The sequence below is a fragment of the Kurthia sibirica genome (genome assembly GCF_003143975.1).
GTDB lineage: Bacteria > Bacillota > Bacilli > Bacillales_A > Planococcaceae > Kurthia > Kurthia sibirica.
On record NZ_QFVR01000015.1, the window covers coordinates 59,430 to 75,041 of the forward strand.

The 15,612-nt window shown below is 37.2% G+C and carries 13 protein-coding genes; 12 read left to right on the top strand and 1 reads right to left on the bottom strand.

Going from position 1 to position 15,612, the window contains the following annotated elements:
• The first annotated feature begins 3 nt into the window (after positions 1–3).
• A complete protein-coding gene (locus DEX24_RS11445; RefSeq protein WP_109306563.1) occupies positions 4–1,611 on the top strand; it encodes a ribulokinase in 1,608 nt (535 codons plus the stop codon).
• 2 nt (positions 1,612–1,613) lie between these two features.
• Positions 1,614–3,665, top strand: a complete 2,052-nt coding sequence (locus tag DEX24_RS11450; RefSeq protein WP_109306564.1) for a bifunctional aldolase/short-chain dehydrogenase — start codon at positions 1,614–1,616, stop codon at positions 3,663–3,665.
• A 343-nt stretch (positions 3,666–4,008) separates the two neighbouring features.
• Here the strand turns inward: DEX24_RS11450 and DEX24_RS11455 are convergent, their stop codons facing one another.
• Positions 4,009–4,227 carry a hypothetical protein gene (locus tag DEX24_RS11455; protein WP_109306565.1) on the bottom strand — a complete coding sequence of 73 codons (219 nt, stop codon included), beginning with the start codon at positions 4,225–4,227 and terminating at the stop codon, positions 4,009–4,011.
• 278 nt (positions 4,228–4,505) lie between these two features.
• On the opposite strand from DEX24_RS11455, the gene DEX24_RS11460 reads away from it, so the two are divergent.
• The 10 genes from DEX24_RS11460 (at position 4,506) to recO (ending at position 15,375) form a co-directional block, all read left to right on the top strand.
• Entirely contained in the window at positions 4,506–6,500 is a 1,995-nt protein-coding gene (locus DEX24_RS11460; RefSeq protein WP_170112922.1) for an ABC1 kinase family protein, read from the top strand.
• Positions 6,501–6,579: 79 nt separating this feature from the next.
• Entirely contained in the window at positions 6,580–7,227 is a 648-nt protein-coding gene (locus DEX24_RS11465; protein WP_109306567.1) for an NfeD family protein, read from the top strand.
• Between the two features lie 14 nt (positions 7,228–7,241).
• Entirely contained in the window at positions 7,242–8,246 is a 1,005-nt protein-coding gene (gene floA / locus DEX24_RS11470; protein ID WP_109306568.1) for a flotillin-like protein FloA, read from the top strand.
• A 34-nt stretch (positions 8,247–8,280) separates the two neighbouring features.
• Positions 8,281–8,835 carry a hypothetical protein gene (locus tag DEX24_RS11475; RefSeq protein ID WP_109306569.1) on the top strand — a complete coding sequence of 185 codons (555 nt, stop codon included), beginning with the start codon at positions 8,281–8,283 and terminating at the stop codon, positions 8,833–8,835.
• Between the two features lie 589 nt (positions 8,836–9,424).
• The gene (locus DEX24_RS11480; protein WP_109306570.1) at positions 9,425–10,390 is read left to right on the top strand and encodes a PhoH family protein; all 966 of its coding nucleotides are present in this window, start codon (positions 9,425–9,427) and stop codon (positions 10,388–10,390) included.
• A 114-nt stretch (positions 10,391–10,504) separates the two neighbouring features.
• Positions 10,505–12,640, top strand: a complete 2,136-nt coding sequence (locus tag DEX24_RS11485; protein WP_109306571.1) for an HD family phosphohydrolase — start codon at positions 10,505–10,507, stop codon at positions 12,638–12,640.
• A gap of 11 nt (positions 12,641–12,651) precedes the next feature.
• Positions 12,652–13,140, top strand: a complete 489-nt coding sequence (ybeY, locus tag DEX24_RS11490) for an rRNA maturation RNase YbeY (protein WP_109306572.1) — start codon at positions 12,652–12,654, stop codon at positions 13,138–13,140.
• Complete coding sequence (locus DEX24_RS11495) at positions 13,127–13,486, top strand: diacylglycerol kinase family protein (protein WP_109306573.1); 360 nt, start codon at positions 13,127–13,129, stop codon at positions 13,484–13,486. Before ybeY ends, DEX24_RS11495 begins: the two co-directional genes overlap by 14 nt.
• A gap of 165 nt (positions 13,487–13,651) precedes the next feature.
• Complete coding sequence (gene era, locus DEX24_RS11500) at positions 13,652–14,563, top strand: GTPase Era (RefSeq protein WP_109306574.1); 912 nt, start codon at positions 13,652–13,654, stop codon at positions 14,561–14,563.
• Positions 14,564–14,580: 17 nt separating this feature from the next.
• Positions 14,581–15,375, top strand: coding sequence for a DNA repair protein RecO (gene recO, locus DEX24_RS11505; RefSeq protein ID WP_109306575.1), 795 nt, complete (start codon positions 14,581–14,583; stop codon positions 15,373–15,375).
• Positions 15,376–15,612: the final 237 nt, after the last annotated feature.

Here is a 15,612-nt window from a genome sequence, read left to right on the forward strand (position 1 = left end):
GTTATGTACAGTATAGGTGTAGATTTTGGAACGGCATCATGTCGTGCCATTCTTTATAATAGTTATTCAGAAAAGACAATTAAAACAGTTAGTTATTATTATAAAGATGATGAAATGATAGGGAATTTACAAAATAGCATAAAAAAAGAACAACAAATTCTTCAAGATCCACAACAGTATATCGACGGATTAATCGCAGTTGTGACGACATTGATGAACGATCAGCTAATCGATAAAAAACTAATTGTAGCCATGGGCATTGATTTTACGAGTTGCACTTGTTTACCTGTGGATAAAAATTTTATGCCCTATAGTCAAGTGCCTATTTTCAAAAACGAGCCAAATGCATATGCTAAATTATGGAAAAGTCATAGCGCACAAAAAGAAGCAAATCATATTAATGATGTATTAAAAGATGAATTACTATTGTCCCGTTATGGTGGTAGCATTTCATCTGAATGGTTGTTACCAAAACTATTGGAAGTAAAGAATGATGCACCGGCACTTTTTAAAGAGATGGACCTTTATATTGAAGCCGGAGATTGGCTGGTATCAAAATTGACAAATACGATTAGTAGAAGTAGTTGTCATGCTGGATTTAAAGGTTTATGGGAAAAGAAAAATGGTTATTTATCACAGCGCCTTTTAAATGATATTGATAGTGATTTTTCAACAATATATGACACAAAATTAAGAGGTACTGTTCAATCTGTTGGGACCATTGCTGGTACTTTATGTGAAGAATTTAGTGAGTTGTTAAATTTACATGATCAAGTAGCTGTTAGTGTGAGTTTAATAGATGCCCATGCAGCAGTTCCAGGGGCAAAAATCAGTACACCGGGTGTGTTACAGGTTGTTATGGGTACATCTACATGCCATTTGTTATTAAGTGAAGAAGAATGTATTATTCCAGGCGTCGCTGGTGTTGTTGAGGATGGTATCTTACCAGGATTATATGCTTATGAAGCAGGGCAAGCTGCAGTGGGAGATTTATTTGCTTCCTTTATTCAAGAGCAACTGCCTCCAAAATACAGCGAGGCCGCTCATGAAAATAATCAAAATATATATGATTATTTAAATTCTATAGCAGAAAAAGAACAACATAAAGAACATGGTTTAGTCATTTTAGATTGGCATCATGGCAATCGGTCACCCTATATGAATCAACAACTATCGGGTGTTGTCATAGGTGAAAAATTGTCGACTACAGCAATTGATCGCTATCGAGCGCTGCTTGAATCTACAGCATTTGGGACACGTCAAATTATCGAATTATTCACGAATCATGGTGTAGCAGTCAATGAAATTATTTTTACAGGGGGGATTCCGCTGAAAAATGAATTTTTGATGCAATTATATGCAGATGTTTTACAACGCCCGATTCAAGTGATTTCTGTACCAGAAATACCGGCAGTTGGTGCTGCGAGATTGGCTATACAAGCTAGCGGAAAGAGTACCAACAGAGACAACAGTAAAGTACAAAGTAAGGTATATCAAGCAACTAAAAATACGTATGAAGAAAAGTATACGTTATATCAAAAATTGGGTGAAACACTTCATAAGGATGATGTGATGAGAATGCTGTTCAGTATGCAAAATGAGGGGGATTAAAAATGGTTGAATTATTATGGGAAGAAAATAATGGTATCGAAAAAGATACTATTGAAGAATTGACTTATCGTTCCAATTTAATTGGCTCGGATAGACGTGTTTGTAATTGGGGAGGAGGGAATACTTCTTTCAAAACTACGGCAAAAAACTTTAAAGATGAAGAAGTTACTATGATGTGGGTAAAAGGAAGCGGTTCAGATTTAGCCACGATGAATGCGACAAATTTTACGGCATTAAATTTGGATGATTTATTAGAATTACAACAAAGAGAAACTATGTCGGATGAGGAAATGGTAGCTTATTTAGAGCATTGTATGATTAATAAGAATGATCCTCGTGCATCAATCGAGACATTACTACATGCATTTCTCCCATACAAACATATAGATCATACACATCCGGATGCAATAATTAGTATTTGTTGTGCACCAAATGGTCGCGCTATCGCGAAGGAAATTTATGGAGAACGTTTTGTATGGGTACCCTATATTCGACCAGGCTTTACATTATCAAAAATGATAGCGGAGGCCGTACAAAATAATCCAAATGCTGAATTAGTGTTAATGGAAAAGCATGGTTTAGTTGTTTGGGGAAATACGGCACTTGAATCATATACAAAGACGATTGAAGTAATCAATGAAGCTCAAAACTATCTTGATCACGCAATGAAAAAAAAGGAATTATTTGGTGGGCAATTAGTGGCCCCCCATAAAAACCCACTACAAATACTTGAAACGATTTTGCCGATTATTCGAGGTGAGGCATCAAACTATGAACGTCTCATCGCCAATTATGATAGGTCCGAGGAAGTACTTGAATTTGTAAATAGTGTAGAGGCTAAAAATCTGAGTGCAATTGGTGCAGCTTGTCCAGATCATTTAGTCCACACAAAAATGACGCCATTATTTATAGAATGGGACCAAGACGAAGCAACAATCGAACAGGTAATTCGTACAGGCATTAAACAATATCAACAGCAATATATCAAATATTTTGAGTTGCATAAAGGGCCTAATGATAAAATGTTTACCCCATCGCCTCGCGTGATTTTAATTCAAGGGATTGGCATGGTGAATTTAGGAAAGGATAGCAAGTCATGCTTTATAAGTAATAGTTTATATCATCGAGCAATTGTCGTAATGAAAGGATCTTATGCATTAGGTGGTTTCACATCATTATCTGAAGCAGAATCATTTGCAATTGAATATTGGCCTCTTGAATTATACAAGCTTAGCTTAGCACCTAAAGAAGGCGAGTTTTCTCGTCAAATTGCATTTGTGACGGGTGGTGCTGGAGGAATAGGTAGTGAAACATGCAGAGAATTTGCTAGAGGTGGCGCTCATATTGTATTAGCCGATTTAAATTTAGAAGGTGCCCAAAAAGTAGCGCTGTCTATTAATGAACAATTTGGTGACAATCGAGCAATTGCTATTAAAATGGACGTGACAAAAGAGGAAGAAATTGTAGAAGCTTTTCGTCAAACGATCTTAACATATGGCGGCGTCGATATTGTTGTAAATAATGCAGGTTTAGCAACATCCAGTCCATTTGAAGATACAACATTGGATGAGTGGAATTTAAATATGGCAGTTCTTGGAACGGGTTATTTCCTTGTTTCTAGAGAAGGATTCAAAATTATGAAGATGCAAGAGCTTGGTGGGAATTTTATTTTTGTAGGTTCTAAAAACTCAATTTACGCAGGAAAAAATGCTGCCGCCTATAGTTCTGTTAAAGCATTAGAGACTCACTTAGCACGATGTATTGCCGCTGAAGGAGGCGATTATGGCATTCGTTCAAATTCTGTATTGCCAGATGCTGTCTTACAAGGATCGGCAATTTGGGGGTCAAAATGGCGGGAAGAACGAGCAGCTGCATATAAAATCGACCCTGATGAACTTGAAAATCATTATAAGGCAAGAACCGTGTTGAAGGAAAATATTTATCCGGCAGACATTGCAAAATCAATCGCCTTTTTTGCCTCACAAGCTTCCTCTAAAACAACTGGTTGCATGCTAACAGTTGATGGTGGAGTTGCGGCAGCTTTTACGAGATAGTGTAGTATATTGTATAAAAAGATGGCCTGAGACAAACGTATTTTCAACAGAAAAAATCCCGTATGATTTTTCGAAATCATACGGGATTATTCATTTTCGAAAAACGCTTTTCGCGGACATGGTTTCAAACGCCTTGTCACTGCGTTCCTGTGGGGTTTTCTGTGCGTTCAATTGATTTGATTATTTGTATGAGAGACATACTATTTTTGTTCTGTTCCAGGCTCATCTTTTTATACAATAGAAAAAACTGTCCAACAAGAATATAATAGCAGCCAATCTTTCGTGACAGAAAGGGGATTATAAACTTATTAAGACAGTAATATGAGGGTATGTTATGTAGGCGTTAAGAAACTTCTTTTTTTCCTAACTCGATACCCTTTAAAATATACCAAATAACAATACCCATCAAAATAACGGCAAGGCCACTTGTAAATGGATTTGGTTGAGACATAATTTTATTTAGAAAACTTTTGAAGACGGGAATGCTTGTTAGTTCAAAAAATGATGCAATTAGAGTAACCCAAGCACCAACGCCAAGGAAAAAAATCCAATTTTTTTTCAAAACTCATCGCCACCTTTTCTTTATAAATTGATAATCCCATTTTACATCTAAATAAGCAACTTGCCAATTGTAATGCATGAAATGTCATAATTGTTATATAAAAAAGAAAGATAAATTACTTATTTTCCAGTTAATTGTATCGTTAGCATCTACCTTATAAAATGAATAGTTTATATATTCCAACTACTTCGATAGCTCGTCCTACGCATGATTATTCTTTCTATGGTTTAATAGTAGTTAGAAGATGATGGGATTTAAAATGAGGTGTAGCGATGTTGATGACGATATTATGGATAATTAGCTTATTGGTGATCAGTATTATTGTTTATATTGTAACAGGCCGTTTAATCGGCACAAAATTAAATATGATTAAAAGAATGGTCGCTGTTATTTTAAGTGTAGCGATTACTTCAAGCGTGTATTGGTACGCATATTTACGTTTTACGAATTTCCCAAGTACAGCAGGACAAGAAGAGTCGGCTTTTTTTACAACGGCTGTTTGGATTGCGAGTATGTTATTAATCACGATGCTAATCCAACTGGTGTTGGAACTTTTTGATGCGGGTCATTTGAGAAGTAATCTGCAAAATGAGCAAGCAAAACAAAACATGTTTGTGAAGCTTATTAGCAGATGGCGCATGCAAAGAAGATTGGCCTCCGTATTACGTATTGCCGTCAAGCATGGCATTGGTCAAGCGATTGGTTTTCGAAGAACTTCAGAAGGTGAGCGAAGTTTTGCCCGCTCTTTTCGAATGATGTTAGAAGAAAGTGATGGACTTTTTATTAAATTTGGTCAAATGTTATCGACGAGAAAAGATATTCTATCAGAAGCACTTATTGAGGAACTATCTCAATTACAAGAAAATGTTAAACCAATGACAAATCAACAAATTGAAACACGTTTACAAGCAGCGTACGGCAAGAATTGGCAACAAAAGTTTACAAAATTTAATATGGAACCACTAGCCTCTGGTTCTATTGGCCAAGTTCATGAAGCCTTATTATTTGAAAATCATGAAAAGGTTGTCGTTAAAGTATTGCGTCCAGATATAACAGAACTATTGAAAAATGATTTAGATATTTTAATTAATTTTGCAGCATGGTTAAATGAAGAATCGCTATGGGCAGAAAATCTAGGCTTTTTAGATTTAGCGACTAGTTTTGCAAATAATATGAGAGAAGAAATCAATTTTGATATAGAGTTGCGAAATATGGAACAAATTTCAAATGCGCTAAAGCAAGTTGATTCAAATGTTCAAATACCAAAAGTTTACCCTGAAGTAAGCGATTCGACTATTTTAGTAATGGATTATGTAGATGGTGTCAAAATAACAGAAGCTAAGGATGTATTGGCTGTCAGAGGTCGATCACAGCAAGATGTATTAGCAGAGTTATTTACAAGCTTTTTACATCAAGTACTCGTCGCCGGCGTTTTTCATGGTGATCCTCACCCCGGAAATATTCATGTTTTAAAAGAGACAGGGCAGGTAGCTATGCTTGATTTTGGTGCAGTCGGTCGTATTGGAGCGAAGGAACAACGGGGATTAACTTTGTTGTTCATCGGCTATCATCGTAGAGATCCAAAGGTATTCATCGAGGCAATACGACATCTTGTAGAAGATGAAAAACACTTGTCGGATAAGTCATTTGAACAAGACATCGAACAACTTTTAGCACGCCTAACATATTTAGATCATGTATCTACGACTGAACTTGTGCAATCTATTTTTACGATCATTCAAAATCATCATATGAAATTGTTTCCAATGGTAAGCGTAGCGATGCGCGCGCTCATTATTTTAGAAGGAACCATTAAAAGTGTGTCACGAGATTTTGATGCCTTTGCTTATGCATCGAAGTTTGCAGGTTCGCAAATAACAATGAAAAATGTTAAAGCAAAAGCCGAAGAATTTAAGAAGACATTACAAGAAGAAGTTGTGATGATGTTACCTGTTTTACGTGATCTTCCACGACGTTTAGACCACTTTACGAGAAATTTAGAAAAAGGTGAAGTAAAAGTTGCGATGGATTTCACTTCCAATACAGCTAATAAGGCTTTTATGACAAAATGGCTTTCGCAGTTTATGTTGTTATTAGTCGGTATTACTTTTGGTGGACTATCCGTAGCAATCTTGGCAATTGCACAGTTTATGAGTGGAACGATTACGATTTATTTAAATACCGCAGCATTTATCGGATTATTCCTAAGTTTAATTATATTAGTGCGATTATCATTACAGGTAATCAGAGAATCAAAAAGAATTCAAAAATAGTGAAAAAAATGAAACCATTTAACTTTTCTTCCGTAGAATAGGTGACGAAAGTTATTTGGATTAGCGCAGAGGTGATAAGATGTTAGACTCGTTCGTTGGATTTATTACAGATCCAGTTGTCGTTATGATTTTACTTCCTATTATTAGTTTGTCGTTAGTGTCTTCACTATTTTCACCAGGTATAGGAATTGGTGGGATTGTTGGCTCGATTTTACTACTTGTCTTTTTTATTGGACATTCTCTAGCAGGCTTTGCAAATTTTTGGACAATAATACTATTCGTAATTGGTGTGTCGTTTGTTTTTTTAGAACTACTTGTACCAGGGATGGTTGTAGGATTTATTGGTCTAATTGCTATCGTAGGTAGTATACTTTATTCAGGTGCTGATTTTATCTGGACGGCGTATGCAATAGTCGTAGCGATATTAGCTGCAATAATAGGGATGGTGGTTTTAGTGAAGATTTTCGGTAAAAAGATGTCTGTATTAAGTCGTATGGTACTATCAGATGCTACAGATACTGAAAGCGGATACGTGTCAAATGTAAACAGAACTGAGCTTCTTGAAAAAGAAGCGACGACGGTAACTGCGTTAAGACCTTCGGGTGTAGCCATGCTCGAAGGAGAAAGACTAGACGTTGTTTCAGAAGGTAGTTTTATAGATGCTGACAAAGTTGTTGTCATCATCAAAGTAGAAGGCTCACGTATAGTCGTTCGTGAGAAAAAATAGTAGGGGGCAATCAAATGGATACAGCAGTTTTAACAAGTGGTATGATTACAGCAATTATCGTCGTAGTCGTAGCGATTATTTTATTAGCAATTCTTTTCACTTTTGTGCCAGTTGCGCTATGGATTTCAGCATTAGCAGCGGGCGTTAAAGTAAGTATTTTCACATTGATTGGTATGCGTTTACGCCGCGTTATTCCATCACGTATCGTCAATCCTTTAATCAAAGCACATAAAGCAGGAATTAAAGCTTCCATTAACCAATTGGAAAGTCATTATTTAGCCGGTGGTAATGTTGACCGCGTCGTGAATGCGCTAATCGCTGCGCATCGTGCGAATATCGAGTTAACTTTTGAACGTGCAGCGGCTATTGATTTAGCAGGTCGTGATGTATTGGAAGCAGTACAAATGTCAGTAAATCCAAAAGTGATTGAAACACCTTTTATCGCTGGTGTTGCAATGAACGGGATCGAAGTAAAAGCAAAAGCGCGTATTACAGTTCGTGCAAATATTGATCGTCTTGTCGGTGGTGCTGGTGAAGAGACAATTATCGCCCGTGTAGGTGAAGGGATTGTTTCAACAATTGGTAGCGCTAAAGGTCATACACAGGTTTTAGAAAATCCAGACATGATTTCTCAAACTGTTTTAGCAAAAGGGTTAGATTCAGGTACAGCTTTTGAAATTCTATCGATTGATATTGCAGATGTTGATGTCGGTAAAAATATCGGTGCAGAATTGCAAATTGAGCAAGCTGAAGCAGATAAAAATATTGCACAAGCAAAAGCAGAAGAACGTCGTGCAATGGCTGTAGCAAATGAGCAAGAAATGGTTGCAAGAGTACAGGAGATGAAGGCAAAAGTTGTAGAAGCAGAAGCAGAAGTACCAATGGCTCTTGCAGAGGCTTTCAAATTAGGTAATCTTGGTGTAATGGATTACATGAACTATCAAAATGTTCAAGCAGATACAAGCATGAGACAATCGATTAGTAAAATGGATAAAGGTTCAAATAAAGGCGAAGAATAATACTTTCAAAGTATTTCCGTAAGGAGGTTGACATATGGAAGGATTAATCATTTTTGCAATTGTATCATTGGTCGGCTTTTTCTTAAAAAAGGGTAAGGATGAAGAAGTTAAAGAGAGCAATAAGCAAATGCCTACAATGAATCAAAGTCCAAGTAAACCGAGTGAGAAATCTTCACAGCCACGTACAAAAAGCTTAGAAGATTATATGACGAAGGTTGCTCAAGAAATCGAGAAAAAAGTTACTCAAACTTCAAGCAGAACGACTAACCGCCCTTCAATGGAGCGTCAAATACCACCTGCGGAGGAATCGACAGAAGATTCGAAACCAGCACGTGAGATGTCGCGAGAAACATCAAAACGTCAAGTGGCAAAAAGAGAACTGTCAAAACGGGAACTGTCAAAAGAGTCGAGTAGAGGTTCAAGCTCGATCTTGACCAGATCCCATGCGTTACAAGCAAAAAGAGAAAAAACATTAGAAGCGTCGAAGCATCATAATACATCTGGTATTTTCCCAAATAATACGCAGGAATTAGCGCAGGCGATTATCATGTCAGAAATACTAGCACCACCCGTATCAAAGCGTCGTTAATACGCGCTGTCTAAAAACACTTAGCTGAAAAGCTAAGTGTTTTTTTATGGTTAGGTTTTTCAAATAATACACTCTCTGCAGTAGCTGCGAGCTTGTGGAAAGCATTCGTCCGAAACGAAGCGAGGGAGAAGGCTGGAGCCGTGCCCGCGAAAAGCGTCCGCCAAAACGGAATCAACGGCTACGAGGAAAAGCGAGGACAGGAACGAATTTCGTTCCTGTCCTCGCTTATCTGTGCATAAGTGGACTTTTTCAGTGCCCTCGATTTGACGTAGAACTTTTTTATCGATGCGTATGACATTGATTTGACAGGAGATTCGCATTTGAACTAGTGAAAAAAAGCAAACAATTATTTCACTTGATTGTAGTTTTTTTAAATTAGTGGTGCATTATAAACAATATATACAAATAAAACGACATACAATTGTTAAGAATTCATTAATTCCACTGTGTTTTCTGCAAAATTTTTGCACGAATCGAAACGGAATGATAAGCTAGAAATGTAGAATTGTTATTATTATACAGACAATAATATGTAGCGATGTAATCGGATTTTGTATAAAAAGTTATACGCTACTAGAGGAGACAAAACATGACTGAACAACAACCAATTCAGCTTACGTTAAGAGATCCGAACGAAGCGGTAATGCTCCTAGGCATTTCCGATGCGAACTTGAAGCTAATTGAAGAATCATTCGACATTCAGATTATTACACGGGGCGATGCAATCGTCATTGTCGGAGAAGAGTCAAATAAAGAAGATGCGGCAGCACTTGTCGAGCAATTACTCTTCGTCATTCGAAAATCGATTAATATTAATCAGCGTGATGTATTGTCTGCAATTGAAATGTCGAAATCAGGTACGATTGAATACTTCTCGGAACTGTATGATGAAGAAATTGCACGTAATACAAAAGGGAAGATCATACGTGCAAAAACAATTGGTCAGCGAAACTATATTAAGGCAATAAAAAATAAAGACCTCGTTTTTGGTATTGGTCCCGCAGGTACGGGTAAAACATATTTAGCTGTTGTTATGGCAGTCGTAGCATTAAAAAATAATGCAGTAAAGCGCATTGTCCTTACGAGACCAGCAGTTGAAGCAGGCGAAAGTTTAGGCTTTTTACCTGGAGATCTAAAAGAAAAAGTAGATCCATACTTACGACCACTTTATGATGCATTACATGATGTCTTAGGCTTGGAACAAACGACACGAATGATTGAGCGTGGCACAATTGAAATAGCACCTTTAGCGTATATGCGGGGGCGGACACTAGATGATGCCTATGTTATTTTAGATGAAGCTCAAAATACGACAAAAGCACAGATGAAAATGTTTTTAACACGCTTAGGTTTTAACTCGAAAATGATTATTACCGGCGATAAAACTCAAATTGATCTCCCGAGAGGTTTAGCTTCTGGGTTAACACATGCAGAATATTTATTGCGTGATGTTTCGGGTGTATCATTCCAAATATTGGAGACGGGCGATATTGTTAGACATCCACTTGTAGCGAAAATTATTGAAGCATACGAACATGAAGCAACTGAACAATAAAAGAACGTCCAAAACGCGTCTTTTTTCATGGCGCGTTTTTATTGTATTAAATGAGGAAAAGTAGTTCGATTATACGCCATTTAGGGTATTTATACATAATGAGGGGTGAAAAATATGACAGCTTTTATTACGAAGCTTTTAAAGATTATACGCTTTCCGATATTACTAGCTTCGGTGCTGTTAATCACCGGTGTTTTACAATATTTACTTATGTCTAATGATGTGAAAGGGCAGCACTACGACTTAAAGCTCTTTCAAGTTTCACCTGAAACGATTCGTTCTGTTAAAACTGTAGAAGATACGGAAAAGACGAAAAAAGATCGAGATGCAGCAGCAGAAGAAGTAACACCGGTTTACATGTATTCGGAGGAAAAAGGTAAAAATCAAGTCTCATTAGTCAATACATTTTTTGACTATGTCGTTGAAAATCAAAGTAAAATAAAAGGTGAATCTGTTAAAGTTAAACGTAAGGAACTAGATAAGCAAACGACGGCTTTGAAAAAAGATTTAGCCAATTTAGCGGAAGATTTTCCGGGTGTGAAGCTCACAGATACTGATTTGCACGTATTGTTAAAAGCATCTTCAACTGAAATTAAACAAGCTCGAAATGATATTGTTCGAGCAGTGACTGATCAAATGTCAGTACCGATTCGAGAAGATCAATTAGCAGATGCCAAAGCAACAGTTGAACGGAATATCCGGTACAGTTCGAGCTTCCCTGAAAAACTCAAAGGGATTGGCATTCGCATAGCGCGCAATGCACTGATTGTCAATGAGACAAAAGATGAAAAGGCAACAAAAGAAAGAATTGAACTTGCACGTTCAAATGTTGATCCTACACGCATTTTACAAGGTCAAATAATCGTCCAAGAAGGTCAAGTGGTCGATCGCGCAATTTACCATCAATTGGAATTAACAGGGTTATTATCGACGCATCAATCAAAAAAACCAATGTTTGGATTAGCGTTACTTATTTTGTTACAGATGATCTTCCTGTTTTCATTGTTCCGCTCAAATAAAGATAAAACCGATATTATTAAAACACGAGATGTATTCATTACATCCATAGTGTATTTAGCTTCGATTGCAACAATGGAACTTTTCAATATATTAGAAGGGGAATTTGAAGTGATTATAGGTTTCCTTTTCCCAACAGCAATCGCACCATTATTGCTCCGAATTTTAGTAAGTGAAAGAACAGCAATTCTTACGACTGTTATGCTTGGCTTATCAGCAGGAATCATATTCCAAGAAGGCTATTCAACGGTGATTCAAATGGAAGTAGCCCTCTATATTATTATTGGTGGTATGGCGTGTATTATTTTTACACGACGTATTGAAAATCGCTCAAAAATCTTGCAAACGAGTTTCCAAGTAGCGGCAATTAATATTTTATATATTGCTTTTTATCTCTTATTAACACAAACAAATTATGAAGCAAAAGAACTGACGTACTACTTAATTGCAGCGATTGTATCCGCTCTTGCTTCTGGGGCATTTGCGATTGGCATCTTACCATTCCTTGAGTCAGGATTTGGCATAATTTCAAGCTTTAAGCTTATCGAATTGTCCAATCCGAATCATCCTTTATTAAAAAAGATACTCATGGAGGCACCAGGGACGTATCATCATAGTATTATGGTTGCAAACTTAGCTGAGGCAGCATGTGAAGCAGTTGGAGCAAATGGTTTACTGGCAAGGGTTGGCTGTTATTATCATGACATCGGTAAAACGGTAAGGCCTGGATTTTTCGTAGAGAACCAGATGAATGGTTTTAATCCTCATGACCAGTTGCCACCAGACGCATCTAGCGATATAATTATTTCTCATGTAGCTGATGGCGTAAAGATTTTAGAAAAGCATAAAATGCCAAAAGAAATCATAGATGTAGCACAGCAACACCATGGTACAACGCTTGTGAAGTTTTTCTATTTTAAAGCGAAGGAACTGGATGACACAATTGATGAAAATAAATTTCGTTATGCAGGACCTAAGCCGCAAACGAAGGAAAACGCCATTATTTGTGTAGCAGATAGTGTTGAAGCGGCGGTTCGGTCATTAAAAGAACCCAATGCTGAGAAGATAAAAAAATTAGTACATGCCATTGCACAGGACAAATTAATGGATGGTCAGTTTGATGAGTGTGACCTATCCATTAAAGAGTTAAAAACGATTGAAAAGGTATTTTGTGAGACGTTGAATGGTACATTTCATTCGCGCATTGAATACCCAAAAGAGAGTAAATCTTAGGAGGAACGACCATGTCATTACACATTGATTTTTTAGATGAAACAACAAAAGTAAAAGAAACTGATATGAAATTAGTTGAAGACTTATTACAACATGCTGCAAAAGTTGAAAATATAGAAGATGGTACTGAATTATCCATCACTTTCGTAACCAATGATGCAATTCACGAAATCAATAAGGAATATCGTCAAAAAGATGCACCAACTGACGTGATTTCCTTTGCTTTGGAAGAGCTTGGTGAAGGAGAAATAGAGATAATTGCACCGGGAATGCCTCGCGTATTAGGTGATATTATTATTTCTATTGATCGTACAGCCGAACAAGCAGCAGATTTTGGTCATTCATTTGAACGTGAATTAGGATTTTTAGCTGTCCATGGCTTCTTACATGTACTTGGTTATGACCATATGGTAGCAGAGGATGAGAAAATTATGTTTGGTAAGCAAGATGAGATTTTAGAATCCTTTGGCTTATCACGTGACACCAATGAACGTCACTAAATTTTTCACGTCATTTAAGTATGCTTTTGCAGGCATTGTCTTGGCTAGTAAAGAACAAAATTTCCGTTTTCATCTACTTTCGATGATTATTGTGATAATCGCGGCAATTTTTACTGGTTTAAGTAAAATTGAGTGGATAATTATCGTACTTGTCATTGCCGGCATGTTATCATTAGAGTTAATAAACTCTGCAATTGAAAATATGGTTGATCTCGCAACGACTGATATACATCCGCTTGCTAAAGCTGCAAAGGATTTAGCGGCAGGCGCTGTACTCATCTTCGCAATAGCTAGCGTTATAATTGCTGTCATGATCTTTATCCCAAAATGGTTTAATCTATCATGACTATGTAAAATGGAGCGATGGCACTAGTACAATTGATAGAAAAGGAGAGGTTGGTTTGCAATATAGAGCCAATAGTACCCGTTTATTTACAAAATTAAAAGGTGTTGCTCAGGATATGACAGCGATTGTAAGTTGCCTGACACCTTTACTCGGAGGATGTAATACATGCAAGAAAACAAAGAATTTAAATCAGGTTTTATTTCGATTATCGGGCGTCCAAACGTTGGTAAATCAACATTTTTAAATCATGTAATTGGCCAAAAAATTGCTATTATGAGCGATAAGCCACAAACAACAAGAAATAAAGTACAAGGTGTTTTAACGACGGATGATGCTCAAATGATCTTCATCGATACACCGGGTATTCACAAACCAAAGCATAAGCTAGGCGAATTTATGTTGAAAGTGTCGAAAAATGCATTACGTGAAGTAGAAGTAATCATGTTTATGATTAACGCAGAGCAAAAACTTGGGGCCGGTGACCAATATGTTATGGAAATGCTCAAAGGCTCTAAAACACCTGTATTCCTTGTAGTCAACAAAATCGACAAAATCCACCCGGATGATTTATTGAAAAAAATCGAGGAATATCGTCATGAATTTGATTTTGCTGAAGTGATTCCAATTTCTGCTTTAGAAGGTCGTAATGTGGATTCTTTACTGGCAACAATCAAAAAATACTTACCGCAAGGTCCACAATATTATCCTGCAGACCAAGTGACGGATCACCCTGAACGTTTTATTATTTCTGAAATGATTCGTGAAAAAGTACTTCACTTAACACGTGATGAAATTCCTCACTCTGTTGCAGTTGAAATTGAAAAAATCAAAGTGGATGAAGAAACGGGACGTGTCCATGTTATGGCGTCTATTATCGTCGAACGTGATTCACAAAAAGGAATTATTATCGGTAAAAAAGGCTCTATGTTAAAAGAAGTAGGGACACGTGCGCGTAAAGATATTGAAAATCTGCTTGGTTCAAAAGTATTTTTAGAACTGTGGGTAAAAGTACAAAAAGATTGGCGTGATCGTTCTTCTCAACTAAAAGACTATGGTTACCGCGACGACGAATACTAAGAGGGAAGTGACGGACTTTGCTAAACAAATTGGAAGGCATTGTCTTGAAAAACAGACCTTATGGCGAGTCTAATAAGGTCGTCATTCTTATGACGGAAGAAGCAGGGAAAATAGCAGTGATGGCAAGGGGAGCAAAAAAGCCCTCGAGCCGCCTCGCTGGTATCTCGCAATTGTTTATGCACGGCATCTTTTTAGTTCAAAAAGGTAAAGGTATGGGTACGATGCAGCAAGGAGAAGCCATTGATTCAATGCGCCATATCCAAGCAGATATCGAAGCAACAGCCTATGCTAGTTACATAGTTGAGATGATTGATCGCTTAGTAGAAAATGATAAACCTGAACCATTTGCCTTCAATCTTTTAAAGCAAGCCTTACATGCAATTGAAGAAGGATATGATCCGGAAGCTATTTCAATGTTTGTCGAGTGGAAAATGTTACCCTACACAGGGGTACAACCAACGTTATCACAGTGTGCAAGCTGTGGTGCAGTCGATGGTGAATTTGCTTTTTCTTTTGATCAAGGTGGTTTTTTATGTCATCGTTGCTTTCATCGCGATCCGTATATTATTCGCTTGACACCTACTCAGTTAAAGCTCATTCGAATGTTTTATATGACACCCATTGACCAAATTGGAAAGCTTGAGCTGAAAAAAGATACAAAACGTTTTATAAAAAATATAGTCGGTACTATTTATGAGGAAAAAGCCGGTATGCGTTTTAAATCTAAATCATTTATTACGCAGTTAGAACGGACTCCTTTACTTTTCGAACGCACGGATCAGCGGGAAATTGAAGATGATCAAACCGAGTAAATAAAACCTTCTGTAACAATCATAATGTGAATTCACGCTGACCTAAAAACATAGGACAAACCAAAACACCTCCATTAAATCGGGTATTGTAATAATACCTAATTTAATGGGAGGGCACTGAAAAAGTCCACTTATGCACAGATAAGCGAGGACAGGAACGAATTTCGTTCCTGTCCTCGCTTTTTCTCGTAGCCGTTGATTCCGTTCCGGCGGACGCTTTTCGCGGGCACGGCTCCA

Coding starts and splice junctions, on each gene's coding strand:
- DEX24_RS11445 (WP_109306563.1), top strand. CDS start 4: ATGTACAGTATAGGTGTAGATTTTGGAACGGCATCATGTCGTGCCATT.
- DEX24_RS11450 (WP_109306564.1), top strand. CDS start 1,614: ATGGTTGAATTATTATGGGAAGAAAATAATGGTATCGAAAAAGATACT.
- DEX24_RS11460 (WP_170112922.1), top strand. CDS start 4,506: ATGACGATATTATGGATAATTAGCTTATTGGTGATCAGTATTATTGTT.
- DEX24_RS11465 (WP_109306567.1), top strand. CDS start 6,580: ATGTTAGACTCGTTCGTTGGATTTATTACAGATCCAGTTGTCGTTATG.
- floA (WP_109306568.1), top strand. CDS start 7,242: ATGGATACAGCAGTTTTAACAAGTGGTATGATTACAGCAATTATCGTC.
- DEX24_RS11475 (WP_109306569.1), top strand. CDS start 8,281: ATGGAAGGATTAATCATTTTTGCAATTGTATCATTGGTCGGCTTTTTC.
- DEX24_RS11480 (WP_109306570.1), top strand. CDS start 9,425: ATGACTGAACAACAACCAATTCAGCTTACGTTAAGAGATCCGAACGAA.
- DEX24_RS11485 (WP_109306571.1), top strand. CDS start 10,505: ATGACAGCTTTTATTACGAAGCTTTTAAAGATTATACGCTTTCCGATA.
- ybeY (WP_109306572.1), top strand. CDS start 12,652: ATGTCATTACACATTGATTTTTTAGATGAAACAACAAAAGTAAAAGAA.
- DEX24_RS11495 (WP_109306573.1), top strand. CDS start 13,127: ATGAACGTCACTAAATTTTTCACGTCATTTAAGTATGCTTTTGCAGGC.
- era (WP_109306574.1), top strand. CDS start 13,652: ATGCAAGAAAACAAAGAATTTAAATCAGGTTTTATTTCGATTATCGGG.